Origin of the sequence: Chitinophaga vietnamensis (assembly GCF_902167635.1) — a bacterium.
Classification (GTDB): domain Bacteria; phylum Bacteroidota; class Bacteroidia; order Chitinophagales; family Chitinophagaceae; genus Chitinophaga; species Chitinophaga vietnamensis.
The window spans coordinates 607,337-634,180 of the sequence record NZ_CABHMS010000001.1; the positions used below are offsets into that span (position 1 = coordinate 607,337).

Sequence of the window (26,844 nt, forward strand, 5' to 3'; positions counted from 1 at the left end):
GGCAAAAATAGTGAATAGTCGATAAAAGCGGCTACCACCGGTTTTTGGAGCGGAAGAATAATGCCGGCGCCAGCGTGAGATAATACAGGAACATGAGGATATCCATCAGCCAGCTGAACTTGAACAGGTCGCTCTCATCGAGCTTGCGCATGGCGGCATAGGTGATCACAGACTGTATCAGCACTTTAGCGCCGAAGATGCCCAGCACATACCAGAGGATAGGAGGGGGGAAGAATAAAGCGAAGATGAATGCAGGGTAGAAAAGAAAATGCGTTAAGGAGAACAGCCCCAGCACAAATTTGTGGCCGAAGCGGTAATGCTTGCCGGTAGACATGTGGCGCGTTTTCTGGCGGAACCAGCTGCTCCAGCTGCCTTTGGGCTCGGAGTAGGTGAATGCATTTTTGTTGATCACCACGCCTACATTTTTTCGTGTAGCCGCTGTGTTTACGAACAGGTCATCATCGCCGCTGGCAATATGCTGATGGCTCGTGAAGCCTTTATGACGGAAGAACAATTCCTTTTTATACGCCAGGTTGCGGCCCACGCCCATGTAAGGCATGCCGCTCATGGCAAAGCTCAGGTGTTGGAGGGCGCTGAAAAAGGTTTCGTAGCGGATCACTTTATTGAGGAAGCCCGGCTTCTTGAAATAAGCGCCGTAGCCCAGTACGATCTCTTTATTTTCGGTGAAGCCCTGGCTCATGAGGGAGAGCCAGTAGGTGCTGCCAGGCTTGCAATCGGCATCGGTGAGCAATACATAATCATATTGTGCGCCCTTCAGGCCGATAGACAAAGGATATTTTTTCCCGGGAATGAACTTGGCTGGCTGCTTGATTTCGATGTGACGATAATGCGGATAACCCGGCTCGATGGAACGCAGGTAATACCGCGTATCATCTTCCGAATTATCATTTACAACTATCACTTCGTATTCCGGTGTAAGATGATTATGATACCGTTGCTGCAACACGCCGGGAAGGTTGCGTTGCAGATTCAGTTCCTCGTCCTTGGCACAGATGATCACTGAAAAAAGCCCTTGCGGCGCATGATCCAGGTCGAACTTACGACGATAGAAAGCTACCCGGGAAAAGATAAACAGGAAATATATGATCTGAATCCCCGCTACGGCAGCAAAAAAGTATAAGGCAATTTCACCCAGGTGGTCAAGCATAATGCCAGCAAAAATATAATATTTTTGTTATCTATAAAAAATTTAAGCATTTATGAATTTGTAAATTCTAAATGCTCAAACAACAAAACATCTATACAATCCCAAAATCCGTAAATCCCTAAATTCATAAATACCCGGTATCTTTGCGGGCTGAAATGAACGCTTGTGAATTTTGAACTGATAACTACAGATAACGGCAGCAATGCCAGGGCAGGCAAGATCAGCACTGCTCACGGAGATATTGAAACCCCGATCTTTATGCCGGTGGGCACAGTAGGCAGCGTGAAAGCCGTTACACAGGAGCAGCTGCGCGAAGCCGTGCAGGCGCAGATCATCCTGGGCAATACCTATCACCTGTACCTGCGGCCCGGACTGGAAGTATTGTCCAAAGCCGGCGGGCTGCATCAGTTCAATGGCTGGGACAGGCCCATTCTTACCGACAGTGGCGGCTACCAGGTGTTTTCACTGGCGGCCAACCGCAAGATCAAGGAAGAAGGTGTAGTATTCCAGTCGCACATCGATGGCTCCCGCCATCTCTTCACTCCTGAAAATGTGATGGATATTCAACGCACCATCGGCGCCGACATCATTATGGCTTTCGATGAATGCCCGCCCTATCCTTCTGAATACCGCTATGCCCGCAAGTCGATGGACCTGACGCACCGCTGGCTCGATCGCTGCATCCAGCGCCTGAAAGATACCCAACCGGCCTACGGTCACGAACAAACGCTGTTTCCCATCGTACAAGGCAGTACCTACAAAGACCTGCGGGCAGCCTCTGCGGAATTTATTGCATCGCGCAACTGCGCCGGCAACGCCATCGGCGGATTGAGCGTAGGAGAACCCGAACCCGATATGTATGAAATGTGCGGACTCGTATGCGATATCCTTCCGAAAGATAAGCCCCGCTACCTCATGGGCGTAGGCACTCCCTGGAACATCATCGAAAACATCGCCCTCGGCGTGGATATGTTCGATTGTGTAATGCCCACCCGCAATGGCCGCAACGGCATGCTCTTCACCTGGAACGGCGTGATCAACATCCGCAATAAAAAATGGGCGACCGATTTCACTCCCATTGATGAACGCAGCGAATGCTTTGCCACCAGGGATTACACCAAAGCCTACCTGCGCCACCTTTTTGTGGCCGGTGAAATATTGGGCATGACATTAGCCAGTATCCACAACCTGGCCTTCTACCTGGAACTGGTGAAGGAAGCGCGCAAACAAATACTGGCAGGTACCTTTGCAAGCTGGAAGCCCGGTATCATACAACAATTGAAAACACGCCTGTAGTCAGCACAAATAAACCAATAAACTAATATCTTTGGGTTCATGACTAAAATAGACTGGTATATTTTACGCAAGCTGATAGGCACTTTCATCTACTCGTTGATGATCTTCCTGCTCATCTCTGTGGTGATTGATATCACGGAGAAGGTGGACGATTTCATGAAGAATCACTTGTCGCTGCGTGAGATCGTAGTAGATTACTACTTCGGCTTTATCCCGCATATCCTGGCTTTACTCTTCCCGCTGTTCATATTTCTTTCTGTTATATTTTTTACGTCCAAGATGGCGTACCGTTCGGAGATCATCGCCATCCTCGCTGCCGGCGTGAGTTTCCGCCGTTTCCTGCGTCCGTACTGGTATGGCGCGCTGCTCTTCGGCGCGGTGCTGTGGCTGGCCAACTATTGGGTGGTGCCTAATGCGAACCGTATCCGCACTTCATTTGAAAACAAATACCTGCACAGCCATGATGCGCAAACATCGCAGTTCGACCGTACCACGCGCATCGACAGTTTCACGTATGTGACCTTTGGCACTTACGATCCGAATTATATGAGCGGCAGCGGCTTTGTGCTGGAACGTGTGCAGGGCCAGCAACTGAAGATGAAGCTGAAGGCCGATCGTGTAACCTGGGATTCTGTGGCGAAGGTATGGCGGCTGGATTATGTGTCTGTCCGCCGCATGGATAGTTTGAAAGAATCCTGGAGCAGCCGTCAGGACTCGATGTTGAAGATACCGTTGGTTCCCAAAGACCTAGTAGAAGAAAAGAACCTGCAGGAGGCAATGACCACGCCGGATTTGCGCCGCTATATCAAGCGCGAAGCTATCCGCGGGGCCGAAGGCCTTAATACCTATTGGGTGGAATATTATCGCCGTACCGCTGCTGCTGCGGCAGTAGTGGTGCTAACGCTGATTGGCGGCATCATTGCGGCCAAGAAGGTGAGAGGCGGCAGTGGCTTGCACCTGGCTCTGGGCATTGTGATCAGCGCGAGCTATATCATTGCGCTGCAATTTGCTACCGTATTTTCTGTAAAGGCCGACCTGAATCCCTTGCTGGCCGTGTGGATACCGAACTTTATTTTTGGCGGACTGGCATTTTGGTTATACCGGCGTGCGCCGAAATGATTTGATAAAAATATCGATAATTACGAATTGCGAATTAAGAATTACGGCTTTATGGGGAGATTATGTGATCTCCCCATAAAGCCGTAATTCTTAATTCGCAATTCGTAATTATCGATATTTTTATCAAATCACAACGTAAATACTTTCCCTCCAACCATCACTTCCTGCGTTTGCTCATCAAACGTGGCTTTCATGCCGGTGCGGTAGGCCGCATTTCCCATGATCAATGCGATAGAATGCGAATAGGCTGCTTCAATGGGTGCGTTGGGCTGCTTACGGTCACGCACACACGACATCCAGTTGCGAACGTGTGCGTTCGTCAGCGCATCACCGCCGGTATTGGCGCTGGTGTTGGCTGCGGCGGCGTTGCTGAGCGTGATGCTCGGCAGCAGGTTGGCGTGCATGCCCATTTCTTTGGCTTCTCCTTCTGTAAGGCCGCCAGTGGGGCTGATCGTGTTGGTAGACATATCGATCGTACCGCCATTAGAGTAATATACTTCTTTGGTGCCGCCGGCCGAGTTATGAAAACGGCTGCTGTACATCACCTGGAAACCGCTGCTGGGGTCATTTTCCGGGCCATAGTCGAAAACGGCGGTGAGGGTATCGGCGTTTTTGCGACCATCTTTCCACATATAGATGCCACCGTTGGCTACCGCGCTGCGCGGGTGTTTCAGGCCGCTGAACCAGTGTACGGTATCGATCTGGTGCGTCATCCACTGACCAAAAATGCCGGAGGAGTAAGGCCAGAAAAGACGGAACTCCAGGTATTTACGTGGATCCCAGGTATCCTGCGGACGCCCTGCCAGAAAGCGTTTCCAGTCGGTGTCAGATTCGCGGATGCTCTTTACAAGGTCCGGTCGGCGCCAGCGTCCCGGCTGGTTTACGTTCCAGGTCATTTCCACCATGGTGATAGGGCCGAACTTGCCCTGCTGGATAAAATCGGCGGCGGCATGATAGCTCGGGCCGCTGCGGCGCTGCGTACCTACCTGCATGATGCGGCCGGATTGCTTCACTGCTTTGAGCGCATTCCTGGCTTCTTCCATTGTTTCTGCGAAAGGCTTTTCGCTGTATACATCGCAATTGTGTTTCACTGCCTCGATGGTATGGTAGGCATGCTGAAAATCGGCCGAGGCAATGAATACGGCATCGAGATGTTTGATCTTGTATAACTCATCGTTATTCACGCAGGCCTGTACATCGTGTCCTGTCTTCTGTTGCAGGAATGCTTTTCCTTCTTCTCTTCTGCGGTTCCAGATATCGGATACCGCTATCAGGTCGAAATTGAGTTCCTTGTTATTGTTGAAAAAAGCCGGCATCAGCGCCTGGCGGGCGCGGTCGGAGAAGCCCACGAGGCCTACGTTTACGCGGTCGTTAGCGCCCATGATGCGTGCATAGCTGCTGGCCGGCATGCCCATCGCGCTCAGGGTGATGCCTGCTCCTGCCAGCAGAGATTGTTGCAGGAATTCCCGCCTTGTTTTTTTTGATTCAGACATATGGTAAGGAGTTTTGCTGTTTTAAACAGATTAGTTTTTCCATGCTTCTTTTAGCTGGCCTTGCAGGTAGTCGAGCGCTGGCCGGTAATCGCTGGCCGGGTTATCCCAACGGCATTCCATCATGATGTGGCCGGTAAAACCGATACGATGCAGGGCTGCAAAATAGGGCCTGAAATCATCGCCTGCTGTGCCGGGTGCGGTGCGTTTATCTCTTTCTGCAATGTGGCAATGCACGAGGATACCTTTTGCTTTCTCAATGCTGGCGGGCGATTCGCGCTCTTTCAGCATATGGTAGATATCAGCTGTTAATTTGAAATTAGGATGATCAATAGCCTGCACGATGTTAATGGCTTCGTCGAGCGTGTTGATAAAATTCGTTTCTGTGCTGTTCAGGTTTTCCATGGCGATGACGATGTTATACCTGGCGGCAATTTGGGCCATCTTGCGGCATAGCGTGATGAACTGGAGGGTGGCTTGTTTTTTATCGGCGCCTTCCGGCAGGCGGCGGGCGTCGCCGCTGCCGAGCACGATCAGTTGTATACCGGCGGCTTTGGCCTTTTGCATTACGGAGTCTACATATCCCAGTACGGTGGTTTCGTTTACGCCGGCGCCGGCAATTTTGATATGCCCGGGGATGAAGCCATTGCAGCTAACTACTTTACACTTTGCCAGGCGCAATGCTTTTACTTCTTCGGCAAAATCGTTTTCGTTCATGGAGGGCGCCAATATTTTCCTGGCCGATTCTTCGAGGAAGGCAAATCCTTTGGCCGCGGCGAGACTGTCGTTCGAAAATGAGGTGCAGATGCCGATAGCGGGCAATGGTGTTTGTGCTTTCGATTGCAAAAGCGGGTGAAAAAGGCATGTAATTAATAATAACAACCTGATTTTCATAACATTGGAATTGTTTATAGCAACGCGGAACTGTTTTAAGATAGTACCTCGTTTCAGAAAAACAAAATTTCAGGGAAGAATGGTACTATTGCGCTTCTCTTCTTTCAATATTTTCAATCCATTCTGAAAAATTTTTCAATTCTTTAACATTAGATATAGTGATGTTATTTGTTATTTTTATCTGTATGATTTTTATCTATTTATATAGATTTTTTGCAGATAAAAAAACATCCCGGAAGGTCTTCTTTCCGCTGTTAATTTGCCATTAAATAACACGAAATGGTGGTAACTTCGTTAACAAATCATTACTTTTGACAATTGACGATTTTGTTATCATTATATAAACACTAGCAGTAAAATGGGGTACATAAAAGAAAAATTCAAGGTTAAGGCGGATGAATTAAACGCTGAAGTGAAAGACCTGTTGAAGAATCACGGCAACACGAAAATTGACGATGTGACGATTGCCCAGGTGTACCAGGGCATGCGCGGTATTACAGGGCTGGTTACTGAAACTTCCCTGCTGGATGCCAATGAGGGTATCCGTTTCCGCGGTTATTCCATTCCGGAGCTGAGAGAGGCATTACCCAAAGCGCCAGGTGGTGCAGAACCGCTGCCAGAAGGGCTTTTCTACCTGATGCTGATTGGCGAGCTGCCCACTGAAGCAGATGTACAATATCTTTCCAGCATGTGGGGCCGCCGTTCACATGTACCCAACCACGTGTTCGACGCCATCGAAGCGTTGCCGATCAATACCCACCCCATGACCATGTTTACCGTAGGTATCATGGCACTGCAAACTGAATCTTCCTTTGCCAAAGCATATGCTGATGGCATGAATAAAAAAGATTACTGGAGCAATACCTATGAGGATACCATGAACCTCATTGCACGCCTGCCCCGTATCGCTGCATACATCTATCGCCGCAAATACAAGGGTGGCGATCATATCCAGCCCAACGGCATGCTCGATTGGGCCGGTAACTTCGCACATATGCTCGGCTATTCCGATGAAGGTTTCAAAGAGCTGATGCGACTCTACATGGTGATCCACGCCGACCACGAAGGTGGTAACGTGAGCGCACACACGACACACCTGGTAGGTTCTGCCCTCAGCGATGCCTATCTGTCTTTCGCCGCTGGTATGAACGGTCTCGCAGGCCCGCTGCACGGCCTCGCCAACCAGGAAGTGATCAAATGGATACTCAACATGCGTGAAGAACTGGGTGGTGGCATGCCTACCAAAGACCAGATCGCTGCATATGTACGCAAAACATTGGCAGATGGCAAAGTAGTACCAGGCTACGGCCACGCCGTACTGCGTAAAACAGATCCCCGCTTCTCCGCACAAATGGAATTTGCGAAGAAACACCTGCCCAATGATGAACTGGTCAGGATCGTATGGATGGTGTATGATACCGTTCCACCCATCTTACAGGAACTCGGTAAAGTGAAAAACCCATGGCCTAACGTTGACGCACATTCCGGCGCTTTGTTAGTACACTACGGCCTCGTGGAATATGAATTCTACACCGTGCTGTTTGGTGTATCCCGCGCATTGGGCGTACTCGCTTCCCTCTGCTGGGACAGAGCGCTCGGCCTTTCCCTGGAAAGACCTAAATCCGTGACCACTGAATGGATGAAGATGTTCGTGGAAGGTAAAGTGGAAGTGTCCGCTGAATAGTAGTGTTATAATTGTTTTTTATATTAAAAGGCAGATGGTGAATTTTTACCATTTGCCTTTTTTATTTTTGTGATTCGAAAAAAAATAAGGCTATCTCCACTTTCACTGCCATATTATCCAATCCGATAGAATACCTGAAGGGCGTAGGTCCGCAGCGGGGAGAACTCCTGCGCAAAGAGATCGGTGTACACACCTTCGGCGATCTGCTGCAATATTTTCCTTTCCGTTATGTAGACAGATCACGGATCGACAAGATATCTTCCTTAAGCGGATATGAAGATTTTGTACAGATACGCGGGAAGATCATCCGCATGGAAGTAGTGGGAGAGAACCGCGGCAAGCGCCTGGTAGCCACTTTCAAAGATGAAAGCGGCGTGATCGATCTCGTATGGTTCCAGGGATGGCAGTGGATGCAGAAATCCTTACGCGAAAATGTGGCCTACCTCGTATTTGGCCGCATATCCGTATTCAACGGTATCGCGCAGCTGGCGCACCCGGAGATGGACCTCCTCACAGAAGATATTGCCACAGGCAAGCCATTCCTCGAACCGGTATATTATACTACCGAAAAACTGAAAGCGCGCGGACTAACGGCAAAGGCTATAGGAAAACTGACCAAGAACCTGCTGGAACAGCTGTCGCCCGCAGAGATACGCGAAAATATCCCGCTGGATGTTTTGCAGCAATACCGCCTCATGCCGCGCTCGCTCGCCTTTTTCAAGATACATTTGCCCGGCAACGAAGAGGAGGCCAGGCTGGCGCAGCGCCGCCTCAAATTTGAAGAACTGTTCATTGCACAGATCCGGATATGCCGCCTGAAAATCAGGCGCCACAAGCTTTCCCACGGATATGTATTTGGCGCGGTGGGCGAACATTTCAATAATTTTTACAATCATCATCTGCCCTTTTCTCTTACCGGCGCGCAAAAGCGCGTGCTGAAAGAAATCCGCCAGGACACGATGAACGGCAAGCAGATGAACCGCCTCCTGCAAGGAGACGTAGGCAGCGGCAAAACCATGGTAGCCTTGCTTTCCGCACTGCTGGCCATCGACAACGGTTTCCAGGCGGTATTGATGGCGCCCACGGAAATATTATCACAACAACATTTCAAAGGCATCTCCGAATTGCTGTCCGATATGGACGTGCAGGTGGCATTGCTCACCGGCAGCGTAAAAGGCAAGGCGCGCAAACAGATCCTCGCCGGCGCAGCCGACGGCAGCATTCACCTGCTCGTAGGCACCCACGCCTTACTCGAAAAAGAAGTGACCTTTAAAAACCTGGGCCTCGCCATCGTGGATGAGCAGCACCGCTTCGGGGTAGCACAACGGGCACGCCTATGGGAAAAAAATGATATCCCGCCCCATATCCTCGTGATGACGGCCACCCCGATCCCGCGTACGCTGGCCATGACTATCTATGGCGACCTCGACGTATCCGTGATCGATGAAATGCCGCCGGGCCGCAAACCCATTACCACCGTGCATCGCACGGAGTTTCAGCGCCCGCAGGTGATGGACTTTATCAAAGAAGAGATCAAAAAAGGCCGGCAGGCCTATATCGTATACCCGCTTATCGAAGACTCGGAAAAGCTCGACTATGAAAACCTGATGAAAGGATATGAAGAAGTGAAAGCCTTTTTCCCCGAGCCGCAATATTACATCAGCATGGTGCACGGCCGCCAGCCTGCAGAGCAGCGCGAAACCAACATGCAACGCTTTGTGAGCGGCGATACCAATATCATGGTGGCCACCACCGTGATTGAAGTAGGCGTGAACGTACCCAATGCTTCCGTGATGGTGATAGAAAGCACCGAACGTTTCGGGCTGTCGCAGCTGCATCAGCTCCGGGGCCGTGTAGGCCGCGGCGCAGAGCAATCATTCTGCATCCTCATGACCGGCAATAAACTGAGCCAGGATTCCAAAGAACGCATCAACGTAATGGTACAAACCAACAACGGTTTTATCATCTCTGAAAAAGATATGGAACTCCGTGGCCCGGGAGATATTGAAGGCACCCGTCAAAGCGGGGTGCTCGACTTCAAACTGGCGGATATCCTCCAGGACAAACCCATCCTGGATGCGGCCCGTAACAGCGCTGAAAAGATATTGCAGGAAGATACAGACCTCCTCCTTCCCCAGCATCAGGGCCTGAAAGATTTTCTGGCTTCCCAGCGAAGTAAATCTGTATGGAGCAAAATTTCCTGACCGCTTTTAACGTTTATTAATTGTTCAGGTCAAAGATTTAGTATAAACGCTTGCCAGTCTTCAACAACCGTAACAATTTAACTGGCTTCTACGTTTAATTAAATAGTATATTAGTTTTTTCAGAAAAATAAATTTTATCCCGTTGAAATTTACCCTCCCGATCGGCTTTATTGGTATCATGATCCTCACCTTGTTTTCAGGACAGTATGCCCGTGCACAAAAGGCGACGGCCAATTATACCCCGCTCACATTCAGTGAGAATAAAGGACAGTGGCACCAGGACGTGTTGTTCAAAACAGAACTGGATAATGCCACCGTTTTTCTGAAGAAAACAGGATTTACATTTTATCTTTTCAGCCCGGAAGACAGATTCCGGCTCGATGAATATATACACGGCCACTCTCACCGCGCCAACGACAGCTTGTATATCAACAACAAAAAATATATTCCGAAGGAAGATGATACCGATCCATACCAGCCGCCAGTGCGGCCTCCCAAGCCTCCGGATGTGCGCGGCCATGCCTATAACGTCAACTTCCTGAACACCAGCCCTGATGTGGAAGTGGCGCCAGAAAAGCAGCAGGGAGCTTACTATAACTACCTGATCGGCAATGATAAAAGCAAGTGGGCATCCGGCGTCAGGAACTTCCAGGGCATTAACTACAAATCACTCTATCCCGGTATCGATGCACACATCTACTCCGAAGCGTCTCAATTGAAATATGATCTCATCGTACATCCCGGCGCAGATCCCGACAAGATACAGATGGAGTATGAAGGCGTTACAGGACTGGAACTGAAGAAAGGACAACTCTATATTCATACGTCGGTGGGAGATGTAGTGGAACAGTTACCTACTGCTTATCAATACATTAATGATCAGCGTATACCCGTTAAGGTTAGTTTCAGGCTGAATGGCATGAAACTGAGTTTCAAGGTATCGGGCGACTACAATCCGAACTATCCGCTGGTGATCGATCCGGTGTATGTATTTTCTACCGTATCCGGCTCCCGGTCTGATAACTGGGGCTTTACCGCCACTTATGATGCCGATGGTTATTTCTATGGCGGCGGTATTGTTTTTGGCAATGATTATCCCGTTACGCCGGGCGCCAAACAAACTTCTTTCGGCGGCGGTACTTTTGATATCGGTATTCAGAAATTTTCTCCCGACGGTACTACGCTCGTTTACTGCACCTTCATTGGAGGCAGCGGGCTGGAGCAGCCGCACAGTCTCTTTGTAGATCCGCAGGGTGAGCTGGTGATATCCGGCAGAACTACTTCTGCCAACTACCCGGCCGATAAAGTGATCGGTACCAAACGTGGCGGATGGGATATTGTAGTCACCAAGCTGAATGCCAACGGTACCGGCTTGATCGGCTCACTCATCGTCGCAGGTTCCAGCGACGATGGGGTGAACATCCGCGATAACCGCGAAGCCGGCGCCTCCGTGCTGCTCCGTAACTATGGCGATGATGCCCGCAGCGAAGTGGTGATCGATAACGCCGGCTATATCTATGTGGCCAGCTGTACCCGCTCCAGCGACTTCCCCACCATCGGCAACGTGTTCCAGCCTACCTTTGGCGGCGTACAGGATGGCGTGGTGCTGAAGATCAACCCCATGTGTAAAGATGTGGTATGGTCCAGCTTTATCGGCGGCTCCGCAGAAGATGCGGCCTATGTGATCGCACTGAATGGGCTTAATACTTTGTATGTTGCCGGCGGCACCGCCAGCTCCAATTTCCCCATGAAAGGCAACCCGGTGTATGGTACCTATCGCGGTGGCTCCTGCGATGGCTTCATTGCACACATCGCTAACGACGGCTCCCAGATATTGCAAAGCACTTTCCTCGGCTCCGACGATGGCGCCGCAGACCAGATATACGGCATACAGCTCGACTCAAAAGGATTCGTGTATGTGATGGGCACCACCGAAGGTACATGGCCCGTCAAACAAGCGCCCAATACCACCACCTTCTTTAATCAGAATTCACAACAGTTCATCACTAAACTACAACCTGATCTCTCCGCACTCGTATATTCTACTACATTCGGTAAATCCCGTTCTTTGTCAACACTGCCGGCCATTTCACCTGTGGCCTTCCTGGTAGACCGTTGTGAGAACGTGTATGTATCCGGCTGGGGCGGCGGTATCAACTCTGCCTTGCATTATCCCAACTCGGGAACAGGCGGGCTTACCACCACGCCTGATGCCTTGCAGGCTACTACCGACGCGATGGACTTTTATTTTTTTGTGTTGAAGAGAGATGCTACCAATATCTTGTTCGGCAGCTTCTTTGGCGGCGCTGGTTTGTACGAACATGTGGATGGCGGCACCAGCCGCTTCGATCGCAATGGTATCATCTACCAGGGCATCTGTGCCTGGTGTAATGTAAACCCCAACGGCTTTAAGCCGCGTTATCCTACTACGCCCGGCGCCTATTCCAGCACGCCGCCACCCGGTTGTAACTTCGGCGCGCTCAAGATCGCCTTCAATCTCGATGGCGTAAAAGCTGGCGTAAAAACGCTGGACCGCAAAAAGAATTATTGCGTACCTGAAACGATCACTTTTGTTGATACCACCCAAACCAATGGCACCAATTTCAAATGGGATTTCGGTGATGGCTCGCCAACAGTAGAAGGCCCCAAGCTCGATACCGTGTCGCACCAATATACCCAGGTAGGTACTTACAAAGTGATGCTGGTGAAATTTGATGCCAACAGCTGCAATGGCTCCGATACCGCTTATGCATTTGTGAAACTTGGCACCAACAAAGCCACGCTTGATTTCTCCGGTCAGCGCCAGCCGCCTTGCGAAGCACTGGCGTATAAGTTCTTCAACAATTCGCAACCTGTTGCACAATTCGGTGACAGCTCCTTCGTGTTTGACCTCGGCGATGGTACGCCGCCCGCATACGTAGGCCCCTCGAAGTTCCCCTATGCGCATGCTTATGGCGCGCCAGGCATCTATAATGTGAAGCTCACCCTTGTAGATACTAATTTCTGTAATGCACCGCAAACAGAAACGATCCCGCTGCGTGTAGCCAAAGACGTGAAAGCACAGTTTGTGATGCCCGATACCGTTTGCGTGGGCACGCAGGTGAAGATCAATAACACCACCCTTGGCGGTGAGAGCTTCACCTGGACTTTCGGCGATGATCATTCCACCTCTACCGATCCTTATCCTGTGCATACTTTCAATACGCCCGGATTGTATGACATTACACTGGAAGTGGTAGATAACAATACTTGTAATAAAACGGACAAGCTGACCAAACAGGTGCTGGTGGCGCCTATGCCGGCGCCAGACTTCAGTTTCGTGCCTACCAAACCGGTGGAAAATACGCCGGTTACCTTCACCAACCTGTCGGTATCAGCTACCAGCTATCTCTGGAACTTCGGCGATGGGGATACCTCTTCGAAGGTGAACCCGGTGCACCAGTATAATAAAACCGGTACCTATACCGTGTGTCTCAGCGCTACTAACCCTGAAGGCTGTACGAAACCGATCTGTAAGGATGTGAGTGCGATCGTGGTGCCGCTGTATGATGTGCCGAGTGCATTTTCTCCGAACAACGATGGTATGAATGATGTTTTCTACGTGAAGGCATTCGGTGTAACCAAATTCAACCTGAAGATATTCAACCGCTGGGGGCAGCTGATATTTGAAAGCTCTGACCCGCGGATAGGCTGGGATGGCCGCTATAAAGGTGTAGTGCAGCCGATGGATGCTTACGCATACGTGGTGAATATAGAATTTACAGATGGAACGAAAGCCAACAGATCAGGAAGTGTAACCTTGTTAAGATGATGAGCCATGAAGCAGATAGTTAAACTAACGGCCGGATTGATAGTATTGTTAACCGCTGCCATGAACGGCGCAGCGCAGGACCTGCATTTTTCGCAGTTCTTTAATTCGCCGTTGACCACCAACCCCGCTAATACCGGTTTTATTCCCGATGGCAATTACAGGCTGGGCATCAATTTCCGCGATCAGTGGGCTTCTGTGCCGGTGCCTTACCGCACCATGTCGGCCTTCGGGGATGCACAGCTGTTCCGCGATAAGCTCACCTATGGCTGGGTAGGTATCGGCGCCGTGGTGCTGCGCGATGTGGCCGGCAGCGGCAACCTCAGCTCCACCAAAGGATACGCTTCCATCGCTTACCATCAACTGCTGGGGCAGAGCAGTTTGTTGTCGCTGGGCTTCAACGCCGGTTCTGCCAACAAACGGGTAGATATCACCAAGCTCACTTTCGGGGATCAGTGGAATGGAAAATTCTTTGATGCTGCCGTGCCCACTGCCGAACCTTTTGCACAAACCAGTATCAACTATTTCGATCTGCAGGTAGGGATGAACTATGCTTACTTTCCTACAGACAATATCTATATCAATGCCGGTGCATCCGTGCAGCACGTGAACACGCCCCGCGAAACATTCTATGCAGGCGATAACAAGGTGCCGAGGCGTTTTATCGGCTTCCTGAATGCCAGTCTGAAGATGAGCGATAAGGTGATCATTAACCCGGCCGCCTATTATACCAAGCAAGCCAATACCAGTGAGTTCATGGTGGGCCTGAACGCTGCCTACAATCTCTCCGGCGATGGCCAGAAGCAAGGATTTGGCGGTATTTACTATCGCGGCGCCGATGCCGCTGTTTTCCTCGTAGGTTACCAGATCAGCAATGTGAAGATGATGTTCAGTTACGATGTCACCACCTCTTCCCTGGCATCGGCCAACAGCCGCCGTGGCGCTTATGAAATAGGCATTATTTACACTGGCCTGTATCGCAACCGCGCCTTCGGCAGCGCGATCAGGTCTACCATCTGCCCTTCTTTTTAAATTGATCACCGGGTTATTACCTACGCCGGCTTTTGATTACTTTTGTTATATGACCACATTCAATAAAGTAACGGCTGCCCATGTGGCGGCCTTACGCGAGATAACAGGCGCATCATACGTATTAGCGGATGAGGAAAGCCTGAACCGTTATGCACAGGATGAGACTGAAGACCTTCACTACCTGCCGGAAGTAGTGGTGAAGCCGGATACTACTGAACAGGTAAGTAAAATTATGCAGCTTTGTAACCGCGAGCTGCTGCCTGTAACGCCCCGTGGCGGCGGCACCGGCCTGAGTGGTGGCGCGCTGGCGCAATATGGCGGCGTGTTGATCTCTATGGAACGTTTTAACCGCATCACACAGATCGATGAACGTAATCTGCAAGTGATTACCGAGCCTGGCGTGATCACAGAAGAATTACAAAATGCGGTAAAAGAGAAAGGATTATTTTATCCCCCGGACCCGAGCAGCCGCGGCACCTGCTTCATTGGAGGTAACATCGCTGAAAACTCCGGTGGCCCCAAGGCCGTGAAATACGGTGTGGTAAAGGATTACGTGCTGAACCTCGAACTGGTGCTGCCCAATGGCGAGGTGATCTGGACGGGCGCCAACGTGCTTAAAAATGCTACGGGCTACAATCTCACACAGCTGGTAGTGGGCAGCGAAGGCACACTGGGCATCGTTACGAAGATCGTGCTACGCCTGATACCCTTGCCTAAACACGACCTGCTGATGCTGGTGCCTTTCCGCAGCGCGGAAAACGCCTGTGCCGCCGTGAGCGCCATTTTCAGGGCAGGGTACACGCCCTCGGCAATGGAATTCATGGAACGTGATGCACTCGACTGGGTCACAAAATATGTACAGGGAAGTACGGTGAAGATAGAAGATGATATACAGGCGCATTTGCTCATAGAAGTAGATGGTAATTACCCCGAAGTATTGATGCAGGAGATGGAAGGCATCGCCGGCATTGTAGAAGGATTTGATATCGGGGAGATATTATTTGCGGAAGATCATCAGCAGAAAGAAGAGCTGTGGAAACTGCGCCGGCGTGTAGCCGAAGCCGTTAAGGCCAATTCGGTGTACAAGGAAGAAGATACCGTGGTGCCCCGCGCTGAATTACCGGCGCTGCTAAAAGGCGTGAAGGAAATAGGCCAGCAGTATGGCTTCCATTCTGTTTGCTATGGCCATGCCGGCGATGGCAACCTGCATGTAAACATCATCCGTGGCGACCTGCCGGAAGAAAAATGGAACGGCACCCTGAAAGACGGTATCCGCGAGATATTCAAACTGGTGAAAAAACTCAATGGTACGATCTCCGGTGAGCACGGCATTGGCCTGGTGCAGAAGAACTACATGGATATCATCTTCGATGCTACTTCCATGTCGCTCATGAAACAGATCAAGCAAATATTTGATCCCAATAATATCCTGAACAGAGGTAAAATCTTTGACTGCTAAACATCACCAACACATGAAACGTCTGATCATTGTTCTTCTTTTCCTGGCAGGCGCGCAGCTGGCGCATGCACAGTATTATAAAACGGATACTGCCCGCAGGGGATTCGATCGTTCCCGGCTGATCCTGGGAGGCTCGCTGGGCCTGGTTTTCGGCGATATCACCAATGTGGATGTCTCTCCGCTGGTAGGTTACCGCTTCAATGATTATATCGCGGCAGGTGTGAACGTTAATGCCCAGTATGGCAGCTATCGCGTTAGGGATGGCTATGGCAATACCTACTCCAAAGATCAGTACACGATCTTCGGCGGCGGTATCTGGGGCCGTGTATATCCCATCCAGCAACTGTTTGTGCACATCCAGCCCGAATATAATTTCGTGAACCAGAAAACAACCTTCTATCAGGCTTCCCCTAAATATTCGGTGAACAGCAACTACGGCGTGCCGAGCCTCCTCGTGGGCGCCGGCTATACGCAAGGCATCGGTGGCCGTGTAGGTATCAGCTTCTCTATCTTGTACGACGTGATACAGGATGGCCGTTCGCCTTATCGCAACAGCCTGATCTATCGCGCCGGCGCAGGTTTCGGATTCTAGTCACGCAAAGCAGCATAAGCAGCAAAGCAGCAAAGAATGAGGTATCCTCTTTATTCTTTGCTGCTTTGCTGCTTATGCTGCTTTGCGTGAATATTATCCTCGTGTTAAATGTTTATAAATGCTAAACTTTATTTTACCAACGTATTATCTTTGCCCTGCAAAATAATTTAACTCAGATGGGAATACAGTTAGCCGTTTTTGATATTGCAGGTACCACCCTGCACGATGAATCCAATGTAGCATTGGTATTGCAGCAAGCGATTGCCACTGCCGGCGTGCAGGTGACCTTGGAAGAAGTGAATGAAGTGATGGGATACGCCAAACCTTACGCGATCCGTTACCTGTTGCAGCAAAAGAACGATGCACGTTACAGCGATGATACCTTTATCTCTCAATTGCACAGCCGCTTCGTAGCGGATATGAAAGCGCATTATGCCAACAGCCCGATCGTAAGGGAAAAAGAAGGCGTATCTGAAGTATTTGCCGCGCTCCGCGCAAAAGGCATCAAAGTGGCGCTGGACACAGGTTTCGACCGCGATATCACCAACGTGATCCTGGAAAGGACCGGCTGGCAGCAGCAAGGCCTGATCGATGCCGTAGCTACCAGCGATGAAGTGCCCTATGGCCGTCCTTATCCGTATATGATCTATCGTATCATGGAGGAGCTGGAAATACGCAGCATTGCGCAGGTAGCCAAGATCGGCGATACCATCTCCGACCTGGAAGAAGGCACCAACGCGGGTTGCAGCCTGGTAGCAGGAGTTACCACCGGCGCCTACTCCCGCGAAGAACTGGAGAAAGGCCCGCACACCCACCTGGTGGCTAATCTCAGCGAATTACTCTCTATTATCTGATCGTTCCGTAATCATAGCATATGCAACAACAACAGGCAGATGTAGCCGTCATCGGCGCAGGCATCGTAGGATTGGCCACCGCTTACAAGCTGGCAAAAAAAGGAAGGAAAGTAGTATTGTTTGAACGCAACAGCCGCGCCATCAGCGCATCTATCCGCAACTTCGGACTGGTATGGCCGATCGGGCAAACCGCCGGCAAGATGTACGACCGCGCCATGCGCAGCCGCGCCACCTGGAAAGAGCTGGCAGCAGCCACCGGCCTGCAATGCAACGAAACAGGATCCCTGCACCTCGTATACGAAAAAGATGAACTGGCCGTACTGGAAGAATTTGTAGCCGCCGCTCCCGGCAATGGTTATCTCTGCGAACTCATCACATCCTCCAATATCGACAAGTATACAAAGGCAGTGAAAAAAGATGGCCTGCTCGGCGCTATGTGGAGCCCTACCGAAATGACGGTAAACCCGCGCCAGGCAAGCGCTGCGATCGCCGCCTATCTCGAAGATAAAATGAATGTGACCACTCGTTTCAACACCGCAGTAAATGGTATCAGCATGCCTTTTATCGAAACGAAAGATGAAAAGTGGAAAGTGGACGAAGTATATGTTTGTAGTGGGGCCGACTTTGAAACACTGTACCCTGCCGTGTTTGCAGCCGCGCCACTCACCAAATGCAAATTGCAGATGATGCGCACCATCCCGCAGCCAGGCAACTGGCAGCTGGGACCCGCACTCTGCGCCGGTCTTACCCTGCTGCACTACGCCGCCTTCAATTCCTGCCAAACGCTCGATGCCGTGAAACAACGTGTGGAAAAGGAAATGCCGGAATATATGCAATGGGGCATCCACCTGTTGATATCACAGAATGGCGCAGGAGAGCTGACCATCGGTGATTCGCATGAATATGGTCCGGACTTCGAACCATTCGACAAAGCCTTTATCAACGATCTTATCCTCAAATACATGCACACTTTCCTGCAAGCGCCTACATACACGATCCAGGAACAATGGCATGGCATCTATCCCAAACTGAAGAACGGACAAACAGATCTCGTACTCTCGCCAGAAAAAAATGTGACCATCGTGAATGGCCTTGGTGGCGCGGGTATGACCTTGTCTTTCGGTCTGGCAGATGAAGTAGCAGGGATGTAAATTTTTAATGATTGCTGTTTTTTACAGGGATGCCGGCATTTACCGGCGTCCCTTTTTATTGCATGGGTACTTAGTGTACGCATGATAAATTTAAATTAGGTAATTGCGCAAATAAGTGATAAATTAAATTCAGATTAAAAACGTTATGAAAACATTCGTCGGTTAACGCGATAGTAACCCTCATGTTTCAGCAATAAATCATTCGAATCAGCCAGCTTTAGCAACGTTTCTGCAGCAATGTTTATAACAGTGCTGCACGTTCATAACGTGTTAAATGTAAAGCAGGTTTCTTTCAAGTTACCTGCTTTTTTGGCTTTATGCGCCTGTAATCCAATAATTGCATAATTTACAGCATCATCAATTATGGATGAGGACATTAACCGCATAAAAAATTTAGCATCGCATGAATGATACATTAAAGAACCTCAAAGAAAGAGACTGGACGGAAACGAGGGCGCATTCAAGCTGGCAGATCTTCAAGATCATGGCAGAATTTGTTGATGGCTTTGAATCATTGGCCAAGATCGGCCCCTGCATTTCAATATTTGGTTCTGCACGTACTAAACCCGGCAACCGTTATTATGACCTGGCAGAAGAAATTGCGTCACGACTGGCAGAAGAAGGCTTCGGTATCATCACTGGTGGCGGCCCCGGCGTAATGGAAGCGGCCAACAAAGGCGCGCAGGCAGCCAAAGGCAAATCGGTAGGCGCTAATATCACCTTGCCGCATGAACAATATCCTAACCCTTACATCGATAACGACAAACGACTCAACTTCGATTATTTCTTCGTTCGCAAAGTAATGTTCACCAAATACTCTCAAGGTTTCATCATGATGCCCGGCGGCTTTGGTACCATGGACGAATTTTTTGAAGTGGCCACCCTCATCCAGACTAAAAAAATGGAAGAAACACCGATGGTGCTCGTAGGCCGCGAGTATTGGAGTGGCCTGCTGGAATGGATGCGCACGGTGATGGAAGAGAAAGAACATAACATCGGGCCCGATGATCTCGGCCTCCTCAAATTGTTCGATACCGCCGATGAAGTAGTGGAATACTTCCGCGTTTTCTACACGACCAACAAACTCAGACCTAACTTCTAAAGCATACACGGAATTAAACGTTGCTGCGCCGCATAAATCCGGAGCGGCAACGTTTAATTATTTATACGCTTTTTCTTTAGCTTTGCAGAAATTTTATATATGGAGCTGATACCCGTGGCGGTGGAAGAATTTTCAGAGAAATATACCACCCCGGAAAGTGAGGTGCTGTACAAATTACACCGGGAAACTTATCTGAAAGTGGAGCTGCCACACATGCTGAGCGGGCATGTACAGGGTCAGTTACTGAGCATGGTGAGCCATATGATACGCCCGCAACGTATCCTTGAACTGGGCACCTACACCGGGTATTCGGCCATCTGCCTGGCCGCCGGACTACAGCCAGGCGGCATTTTGCACACGATAGATATCAATGAAGAGCTGGAAACCATGTGCAAAAAATATTGGGACGCTACCGGCAACACCACAAAAATTAAAATGCATATCGGCAAAGCCGCTGACATCATACCCACGCTGAGCGAGACTTTCGACCTGGTATTCATCGATGCGGACAAAGCAGGATATGTGCACTATTATGATCTGATCTGGGAGAATTTACGCCCCGGCGGATTTATACTCGCGGATAATGTATTGTACCACGGTCAGGTGCTGCTCCCTGAAAACGAGCAGGGAAGCCAGGCCCGCGCGATGATTGCATTTTGTGAGAAGGTATTGGCAGATGACCGCGCAGAACAGGTATTACTCACTATCCGTGATGGTGTGCTGTTGATCAGGAAGAAATAGTCGCAGCACTTTACAAAGCCCATTAAATTCAACGATACATGCAAGTAAGAAAATTATTTCTGGTGGTCAGTTTTCTTATTGGCTGCGCACCTGCGCTCCTGGCGCAGAAAATGACGACCCAGCAATACATTGCTACCTATAAGCAGCTGGCCATGGATGAAATGCGCCGCTCCGGCGTGCCCGCCGCCATCACACTGGCACAGGGCGTGATCGAATCACAGTCAGGCAACGGCACCCTTTGCCTGCAATCCAACAACCACTTCGGCATCAAATGCAAAAACACCTGGACCGGCAAAACCATCAAATACGATGACGATGCCGCACAGGAATGTTTTCGTGTATACGAAACCGCTGCCGAATCCTATCGCGATCACTCCGACTTCCTGCGCAACAATCCGCGTTACGCCTTCCTCTTCCAGTTCGACGGGCAGGATTACAAGTCCTGGGCCTATGGCCTCAAACAAGCCGGATATGCTACCAATAAAACCTATCCGCAGCAACTCATCAAAGTGATCGAGGACTATAACCTGCAGGTATATACGGAGGTAGCCATGGGCAAAATAACGCCGGAGGCAGCCGAAAAGCTGGAAGACCTGCAACCGCCCGCATATGCAGGCAATAATCGCAAACCGGAAAGCCGGCCCGCTCATAATGGCAATCGCGGCAAAATGGCGGCTGGCAACTATCCCAAAGGAGTGTTCGAGATCAACGGCCGCAAAGTGATCTACGCCCGCGCCGGTACTGCCCTGATACAGATCGCCGATCAACGCGATATCCGTCTCAGCAAACTGGTACGCTTCAATGATCTCCCCGATGACCGTCCCCTGCCAAGGGATATGTTCATCTTCCTCCAGAAGAAAAGTAAAAGAGGTAATACCGATTATCATACGGTAGCCCGCGGCGAGAGCATGGCTGACATCGCGCAGGCAGAAGGCATCCAGCTGAAGTGGCTGCGCCGCCGCAATAAAATGCATGAGGGCGAAGAGCCCGCCGCCGGCCAGCGCCTCGCACTCGATGGCTACGCCTCCAACCCGCCCGCCCTGGCTAAAAATACCCGCATCCTGAAAGAAGAAGACCAGGAGCCGGAAGATTTTTCGCCCAGGAAAGTGGTGGAAAATGTGAAAGAAGAGATTGCAAAAGCCCAGAATAATGCACCAGCGCCCGAAAGCAAGCCGCAACAGCAAAGTGGCCTGCCCGCCGGCATGGCAGAAGACCTGAAAAAATTAGGTGAAACGGCCGCTAACAATAGCAGCGCTAAAGCAGTAACGCCGAAACCGGCCACCACAGCGCCTCCTGTGCCAGCCACCCCCGCGCCTGTACAGAAAAACAACACCCAGTACCACGAAGTGCAATCCAAGGAAACACTGTACGGTATCGCAAAAATGTATAACAAAACCGTGGAACAATTACAGGAATGGAATAACTTGCAGGGCTATGATATCAAAATAGGCCAGCGCCTCTTGGTGAGTAAATAAGGCAAGCATGATCCTTTTATGCTTGTAATTGTTAAATAAGGAAATGTAGAAGTATTATGTCGGTAATCCAGGTGCATGATAAAAAGTTTCAGCCCTATATCAGTGCAACAGAATTGCAGCTGCGCATTCAGGAGATGGCAGCACAGATCAATAATGACCTGAAAGGCGAAAGGCCGCTTTTCATCGCCATCCTCAACGGCTCATTCATGTTTGCCGCAGATATGTTCAAGTATATCAACATCGATGCGGAAATATCTTTTATCAAACTGGCTTCTTATAAAGGCACCAAATCTACCGGTAATGTAGTGCAGGCCATCGGCCTGGATGAAGACCTCTTCAACCGTACCGTTGTAATACTGGAAGATATCGTGGATACCGGCAAAACCCTCAGCCAGTTCCTGCCGCAACTGGAACACCAGCAACCTAAAAAACTGCTCGTGGCCTCCCTGCTCACCAAGCCCGAAGCCATGGTGCATCCCATCAAGATCGATTATCTCGGTTTCTCCGTGCCCAATAAATTCCTCCTCGGTTATGGCCTCGACTATGATGGCCTGGGCCGCAACCTGCCGGAAATATACCAGCTGGTAGAGTAGGAGCTGCAAACGCTACAAGATAAAGGCCTTCCCGCGCTGCAAGCGCAGGAAGGCCTTTATCTTTTGAAAATTTTTCTTAATTTGTTGTATGCGAAAGTTCTTGCTGCTCTTACTTTTATACGCTGGTGGAGCAAAAGCGCAAGCAGGCTGGGTATCAGGCGCTATCGAGGACAGTGTGGCACACCGCCCCCTATCCGGTGTATGCGTAAACGTTATGAACGATACAACCAAGGTATTCACCAATGCTTTCGGCCTTTTCAAAATTGCACTGCCCGGCCCTGTAGCACAGTTACATCTACAGAAGGAAGGCTATGCGGCTAAAATCGTCTCCGTAAAACAATCCGACCGCCTGCTGCTAACGCTTTCGCCTATACGTAAAAGCCTCGATGCCATCGACCTCGCCAAGGCCCGCGCCCGGCTGTCGCAGAACAGCAATCCCAACTACGGCAATATGAACATGGGCATCCGTACTTTCTACAACGAAACCTACGGCGCCCTCTATGAAAACAAATTCCAGCGGGCGGCTGCGCATCCTCTGTCTACCTTCGCCGTGGATGTAGACCGTGCCGCCTATAGTAATATCCGCCGATTCCTGCGCCTGAAAGAGCCCGTGCCCTCCGATGCCGTGCGCATTGAAGAGATGGTGAACTATTTTCATTACGACTATCCCGTTCCTCCGAAAGATAATATCATGGCGCTTTACAGCCATTATACCACCTGCCCCTGGGAACCCCTGCACCACCTCCTGGAGATCGTGCTCAAAGCACAATCTATTGATGTAGACAGTCTGCCCGCAAGCAACCTCGTTTTCCTGATCGATGTATCCGGCTCTATGGGCACTTCCAATAAGCTGCCACTACTGCAAGCGGCGTTCCGCGTGCTGGTGGCCAATTTGCGGCCGCACGACAAAGTAGCCATCGTTACTTATGCCGGCACGCCCAACCTGGTACTGCCTTCTACGCCCGGCGACCAGAAAGAGAAGATCCTCAATGCGATCGATAACCTCAACGCCGGCGGCGCCACAGCGGGCGAAGCAGCCATCAAGATGGCTTACCAGATCGCCGTGCAGAGCTTCATCCCCGGCGGCAATAACCGTGTGATACTGGCCACCGACGGGGATTTCAACGTAGGGCTCACCAGCGACTACGAAATGCAGGAGCTGATCATGGAAAAGAAAGAAAGCGGCGTATTGCTGACCTGTCTTGGCTTTGGGATGAAGAATTATAAAGATTCCAAATTGCAGGCATTATCTGGTATGGGCAATGGCAATTTTGCGTATATAGATGACCTGGAAGAAGCCAACAAGATCTTCGCGCGGGAATTTGGCAGCACCTTGTTCACCATTGCCAGAGACGTGCAGGCACAGGTGCGCTTCAATCCCGCACTGGTGAAATCGTATAGGCTTATTGGTTATGAAAACAAGGTACTGGACCCGGATACCACATCGGCTGGCAAGCTGAGTGGCGGCATTATTGGCAGCGGACATTGTGCGGTGGCGCTTTATGAGATACTGCCCCAGGAAAATGTGAATGGTAAAGATACTTTATTGGCCCATGTGCGGATCGCTTACCGTCTTCCGCAGGATACGACTGTTTTATACCTGCAGGATGATATTGCCTCTGCCTGGGAGCCTTTTGAAAAAGCGCCGGACGATTACCGCTTTGCGGCATCGGTGGCATTACTGGGCATGATACTGCGGCAATCGGCTTACCGCGGCTGCGGTGATACCGATATGGTGATGCAGATCGCCAGAAAGGCCCTGGGAGCCGATAAAGGCGGCTACCGGCAAGAGTTTCTGAAGATGGTGAAGATGGTCAAAAAAGCGAAATTATAAACTACTTGATCAGGCGGTAACACTTGCGGATCATCTTCTGCTGAAAATCGAAAGGCAAGGTTTGATTAGTGATATCCTTGATGGAGGACGCATTGATCTTTTCTGTTTCCAGCGCAAAACGGCGGTAGTTATTACTGAAATACACTACGCCATCTTTTTTGGTAGCCAGTAAAATTTTGTTGAGCATCTCTGCGTGATCGCGCTGTATATCCAGGAAATCCTTCATGCGCTTGCTATTGCTGAAGGTGGGCGGATCTACGATCACAAGATCGTAGGTATTAAGTTTAAGGGTATCGAGATATTGTAATACGTCTGCATGCACAAATTCGTGCTTACGCATATCCTGGTTGTTGAGTCGTGCATTTTCTTCTGCCCAGGCCAGGTATGTTTTAGAAAGATCAACAGAGGTGACATGTGAAGCGCCGCCTGCGGCTGCATACACGGAAAAGGAGCCGGTATAGCAGAAGAGGTTCAGCACTTTTTTATCTTTCGCTTCTTCCCTTACCATGCTGCGTGTAACGCGGTGGTCGAGGAAAAGGCCGGTATCGAGATAGTCGGAGAGATTGATTTTGAATTGCAGGCCGGCTTCGTGTACAGTCATGGCGCGGCTTTCGGCGCTGAGTTTTTCGTACTGGCTTTGCCTGTTCTCTTTGCGCTGGCGTTGTTTCACCCAGATATTTCCCGGCGGGATGTTCAGCACTTTGCTGATGGTTTCCAGGCAGGTATCCAGCCATGCTTCATGGGCTTCTTCTTCCATGCCGTGTTTACGGTGATATTCGGCCACGTAGGCATGGTCTTCATAAATTTCTATACTGAAAGGAAACTCGGGGATATCATCATCATACACCCGGTAACAGGTGATGTGTTGCCGTTTGGCGATCTTGGAAATGTGCCGGAATACTTTGGTGAGCCGGTTCTCGAACATCTGCAGTTTGCCGTCCATGGAGGATTTATGAATGTGAGAATGGGAGCATGTGAGAATTTGTGGTGAGACTTGGTATCCCTATAAATTCTCACATTCTCCCATTCATAAATTCTCCCATCAAAATGATCAAATAAACAAATAACCCAATCAACTAAATATGTCTCTGACTTTTTCGAAGAATCCTTTTTCGGATTTTTCGGGATTTGGTTTGAAGTTTTCAGACGCCTGTAATTTGTCGAGCATGTCTTTCTCTTCGGCAGAGATATGCTGAGGAGTCCATACGTTAACGTGGATCAGCTGATCCCCTTTTTCGTAGGAGTTGACAGACGGGAAGCCTTTGCCTTTGAGGCGGAATATCTTGCCGCTTTGTGTGCCTGCGGGTATTTTGATCTTTGCTTTACCATCGATGGTGGGTACTTCTACCTGTGTGCCGTAAACGGCGTCGGGAAAGGAGATGTAGAGATCGTACGCCACATTGAGGCCATCGCGTTGCAGTTCCGGGTGTGGTTCCTCTTCAATGAGGATGAGGAGGTCGCCGGGTGCGCCGCCTCTTTCGCCGGCGTTGCCTTTGCCGCTCATGCTGAGCTGCATGCCTTCCTGTACGCCTGCCGGGATGTCGATGCTCACGGTTTCTTCGCCATACATGCGGCCTTCTCCTTTACAGTGGCCACATTTGCTGGTGATGGTTTGTCCTTCGCCATGGCAGGTGGGGCAGGTGGTAACGGTCTGCATTTGTCCGAGGAAGGTTTGTGTTACTTTCCTTACCTGTCCGGATCCGCCGCAGGTGCCGCAGGTCTGGAATGCATTTTTATCTTTTGCGCCGAGGCCGCCGCAGTGCTGGCAGGGCACATATTTTTTTACTTTGATCTTTTTGTTGGCGCCTTTGGCGATTTCTTCGTAGGTAAGGCGGATCTTCACACGCAGGTTAGAGCCGCGGGTGCCGCGTCCACGGCGGTTTCCGCCGCCGCCTCTGCCACCGCCGCCGAAGAAGCTGCCGAAAAGGTCGTCACCGAAAATGTCACCGAAATTGGAGAAAATATCGTCCATATTCATGCCGCCGCCTCCAAATCCGCCACCACGGCCATTTACGCCGGCATGGCCGAAACGGTCGTACTGGGCCCGCTTATCGGGGTCGCTCAATACCTCATAGGCTTCGGCGGCTTCCTTGAATTTCTCTTCCGCCTCTTTGTTATTGGGATTACGGTCAGGATGGTACTGCATGGCCACTTTGCGGTAAGCCTTCTTGATCTCATCCTGTGAAGCCGTTTTAGCAACAACCAGTATTTCGTAATAATCTCTCTTGGTAGACATTATAAAAAAACTTATTGCCCCGCATGCGGGGCTTTAATTCGGTAAAAAATATTGTTTTTCCGTCTTTGTCAGCATAGGCGAATGTTGCAAAGTATGCCACATCGTCATTTTT

At 50.2% G+C, this 26,844-nt stretch carries 20 protein-coding genes; 15 read left to right on the forward strand and 5 right to left on the reverse strand.

All coding sequences use genetic code 11. The annotated features are described in order from the left end of the window. Positions 1-31: 31 nt before the first annotated feature. Positions 32-1,168: a glycosyltransferase gene (locus FPG75_RS02595; RefSeq protein WP_143304995.1), complete on the reverse strand. Its 1,137-nt coding sequence runs from the start codon at positions 1,166-1,168 to the stop codon at positions 32-34. Positions 1,169-1,333: 165 nt separating this feature from the next. On the opposite strand from FPG75_RS02595, the gene tgt reads away from it, so the two are divergent. Next, complete coding sequence (tgt, locus tag FPG75_RS02600; RefSeq protein WP_143304996.1) at positions 1,334-2,464, forward strand: tRNA guanosine(34) transglycosylase Tgt; 1,131 nt, start codon at positions 1,334-1,336, stop codon at positions 2,462-2,464. A 39-nt stretch (positions 2,465-2,503) separates the two neighbouring features. After that, positions 2,504-3,583 (forward strand): LptF/LptG family permease, encoded by a 1,080-nt coding sequence (locus FPG75_RS02605; protein WP_143304997.1) that lies wholly within the window; start codon positions 2,504-2,506, stop codon positions 3,581-3,583. A gap of 128 nt (positions 3,584-3,711) precedes the next feature. Here FPG75_RS02605 and FPG75_RS02610 read toward each other — a convergent pair whose 3' ends face one another. Then, a complete protein-coding gene (locus tag FPG75_RS02610; RefSeq protein ID WP_143304998.1) occupies positions 3,712-5,076 on the reverse strand; it encodes a Gfo/Idh/MocA family protein in 1,365 nt (454 codons plus the stop codon). 30 nt (positions 5,077-5,106) lie between these two features. Further along, entirely contained in the window at positions 5,107-5,967 is an 861-nt protein-coding gene (locus tag FPG75_RS02615) for a sugar phosphate isomerase/epimerase family protein (protein ID WP_143304999.1), read from the reverse strand. A 358-nt stretch (positions 5,968-6,325) separates the two neighbouring features. On the opposite strand from FPG75_RS02615, the gene FPG75_RS02620 reads away from it, so the two are divergent. The 13 genes from FPG75_RS02620 to FPG75_RS02680 all read left to right on the forward strand — a co-directional run bounded on the left by FPG75_RS02620 (position 6,326) and on the right by FPG75_RS02680 (position 24,496). Continuing rightward, positions 6,326-7,651, forward strand: a complete 1,326-nt coding sequence (locus FPG75_RS02620) for a citrate (Si)-synthase, eukaryotic (RefSeq protein WP_143305000.1) — start codon at positions 6,326-6,328, stop codon at positions 7,649-7,651. A gap of 92 nt (positions 7,652-7,743) precedes the next feature. Next, positions 7,744-9,855, forward strand: coding sequence for an ATP-dependent DNA helicase RecG (gene recG, locus FPG75_RS02625; protein ID WP_143305001.1), 2,112 nt, complete (start codon positions 7,744-7,746; stop codon positions 9,853-9,855). A 142-nt stretch (positions 9,856-9,997) separates the two neighbouring features. Beyond that, positions 9,998-13,666: a DUF7948 domain-containing protein gene (locus FPG75_RS02630; protein WP_143305002.1), complete on the forward strand. Its 3,669-nt coding sequence runs from the start codon at positions 9,998-10,000 to the stop codon at positions 13,664-13,666. A gap of 6 nt (positions 13,667-13,672) precedes the next feature. Next, complete coding sequence (locus FPG75_RS02635; protein ID WP_143305003.1) at positions 13,673-14,695, forward strand: PorP/SprF family type IX secretion system membrane protein; 1,023 nt, start codon at positions 13,673-13,675, stop codon at positions 14,693-14,695. Between the two features lie 49 nt (positions 14,696-14,744). After that, on the forward strand, positions 14,745-16,154 hold the full coding sequence (locus FPG75_RS02640) for an FAD-binding oxidoreductase (RefSeq protein ID WP_143305004.1): 1,410 nt from the start codon (positions 14,745-14,747) through the stop codon (positions 16,152-16,154). 13 nt (positions 16,155-16,167) lie between these two features. Beyond that, positions 16,168-16,746 carry a hypothetical protein gene (locus tag FPG75_RS02645; protein ID WP_143305005.1) on the forward strand — a complete coding sequence of 193 codons (579 nt, stop codon included), beginning with the start codon at positions 16,168-16,170 and terminating at the stop codon, positions 16,744-16,746. Positions 16,747-16,922: 176 nt separating this feature from the next. Next, the gene (locus FPG75_RS02650; protein WP_143305006.1) at positions 16,923-17,600 is read left to right on the forward strand and encodes a phosphonatase-like hydrolase; all 678 of its coding nucleotides are present in this window, start codon (positions 16,923-16,925) and stop codon (positions 17,598-17,600) included. Between the two features lie 20 nt (positions 17,601-17,620). Then, positions 17,621-18,751: a TIGR03364 family FAD-dependent oxidoreductase gene (locus FPG75_RS02655; protein ID WP_143305007.1), complete on the forward strand. Its 1,131-nt coding sequence runs from the start codon at positions 17,621-17,623 to the stop codon at positions 18,749-18,751. A 403-nt stretch (positions 18,752-19,154) separates the two neighbouring features. Beyond that, on the forward strand, positions 19,155-19,853 hold the full coding sequence (locus FPG75_RS02660; protein WP_143305008.1) for an LOG family protein: 699 nt from the start codon (positions 19,155-19,157) through the stop codon (positions 19,851-19,853). 99 nt (positions 19,854-19,952) lie between these two features. After that, positions 19,953-20,594 (forward strand): O-methyltransferase, encoded by a 642-nt coding sequence (locus FPG75_RS02665; RefSeq protein WP_143305009.1) that lies wholly within the window; start codon positions 19,953-19,955, stop codon positions 20,592-20,594. A gap of 38 nt (positions 20,595-20,632) precedes the next feature. Continuing rightward, positions 20,633-22,069 carry a glucosaminidase domain-containing protein gene (locus FPG75_RS02670; RefSeq protein WP_143305010.1) on the forward strand — a complete coding sequence of 479 codons (1,437 nt, stop codon included), beginning with the start codon at positions 20,633-20,635 and terminating at the stop codon, positions 22,067-22,069. Positions 22,070-22,125: 56 nt separating this feature from the next. Further along, positions 22,126-22,662, forward strand: a complete 537-nt coding sequence (hpt, locus tag FPG75_RS02675) for a hypoxanthine phosphoribosyltransferase (RefSeq protein WP_143305011.1) — start codon at positions 22,126-22,128, stop codon at positions 22,660-22,662. Between the two features lie 88 nt (positions 22,663-22,750). Continuing rightward, positions 22,751-24,496 carry a vWA domain-containing protein gene (locus FPG75_RS02680; RefSeq protein ID WP_143305012.1) on the forward strand — a complete coding sequence of 582 codons (1,746 nt, stop codon included), beginning with the start codon at positions 22,751-22,753 and terminating at the stop codon, positions 24,494-24,496. 1 nt (position 24,497) lies between these two features. On the opposite strand, the gene FPG75_RS02685 is transcribed toward FPG75_RS02680, so the two are convergent. Together FPG75_RS02685 and dnaJ are read right to left on the reverse strand one after the other, a co-directional pair. Then, positions 24,498-25,439, reverse strand: coding sequence for a class I SAM-dependent methyltransferase (locus FPG75_RS02685; RefSeq protein ID WP_236652708.1), 942 nt, complete (start codon positions 25,437-25,439; stop codon positions 24,498-24,500). Between the two features lie 129 nt (positions 25,440-25,568). Next, positions 25,569-26,732, reverse strand: coding sequence for a molecular chaperone DnaJ (gene dnaJ / locus FPG75_RS02690; protein ID WP_143305013.1), 1,164 nt, complete (start codon positions 26,730-26,732; stop codon positions 25,569-25,571). Positions 26,733-26,844: the final 112 nt, after the last annotated feature.

Excerpts from the sequence above, each read along its gene's own strand:
- FPG75_RS02645 (WP_143305005.1), top strand. The coding sequence starts at position 16,168 with ATGAAACGTCTGATCATTGTTCTTCTTTTCCTGGCAGGCGCGCAGCTG.
- FPG75_RS02660 (WP_143305008.1), top strand. The coding sequence starts at position 19,155 with ATGAATGATACATTAAAGAACCTCAAAGAAAGAGACTGGACGGAAACG.
- FPG75_RS02685 (WP_236652708.1), bottom strand. The coding sequence starts at position 25,439 with ATGGACGGCAAACTGCAGATGTTCGAGAACCGGCTCACCAAAGTATTC.
- FPG75_RS02655 (WP_143305007.1), top strand. The coding sequence starts at position 17,621 with ATGCAACAACAACAGGCAGATGTAGCCGTCATCGGCGCAGGCATCGTA.
- FPG75_RS02650 (WP_143305006.1), top strand. The coding sequence starts at position 16,923 with ATGGGAATACAGTTAGCCGTTTTTGATATTGCAGGTACCACCCTGCAC.
- FPG75_RS02595 (WP_143304995.1), bottom strand. The coding sequence starts at position 1,168 with ATGCTTGACCACCTGGGTGAAATTGCCTTATACTTTTTTGCTGCCGTA.
- dnaJ (WP_143305013.1), bottom strand. The coding sequence starts at position 26,732 with ATGTCTACCAAGAGAGATTATTACGAAATACTGGTTGTTGCTAAAACG.
- FPG75_RS02665 (WP_143305009.1), top strand. The coding sequence starts at position 19,953 with ATGGAGCTGATACCCGTGGCGGTGGAAGAATTTTCAGAGAAATATACC.
- FPG75_RS02680 (WP_143305012.1), top strand. The coding sequence starts at position 22,751 with ATGCGAAAGTTCTTGCTGCTCTTACTTTTATACGCTGGTGGAGCAAAA.
- FPG75_RS02670 (WP_143305010.1), top strand. The coding sequence starts at position 20,633 with ATGCAAGTAAGAAAATTATTTCTGGTGGTCAGTTTTCTTATTGGCTGC.
- FPG75_RS02620 (WP_143305000.1), top strand. The coding sequence starts at position 6,326 with ATGGGGTACATAAAAGAAAAATTCAAGGTTAAGGCGGATGAATTAAAC.
- FPG75_RS02615 (WP_143304999.1), bottom strand. The coding sequence starts at position 5,967 with ATGAAAATCAGGTTGTTATTATTAATTACATGCCTTTTTCACCCGCTT.
- FPG75_RS02610 (WP_143304998.1), bottom strand. The coding sequence starts at position 5,076 with ATGTCTGAATCAAAAAAAACAAGGCGGGAATTCCTGCAACAATCTCTG.
- hpt (WP_143305011.1), top strand. The coding sequence starts at position 22,126 with ATGTCGGTAATCCAGGTGCATGATAAAAAGTTTCAGCCCTATATCAGT.
- FPG75_RS02605 (WP_143304997.1), top strand. The coding sequence starts at position 2,504 with ATGACTAAAATAGACTGGTATATTTTACGCAAGCTGATAGGCACTTTC.
- FPG75_RS02640 (WP_143305004.1), top strand. The coding sequence starts at position 14,745 with ATGACCACATTCAATAAAGTAACGGCTGCCCATGTGGCGGCCTTACGC.
- FPG75_RS02635 (WP_143305003.1), top strand. The coding sequence starts at position 13,673 with ATGAAGCAGATAGTTAAACTAACGGCCGGATTGATAGTATTGTTAACC.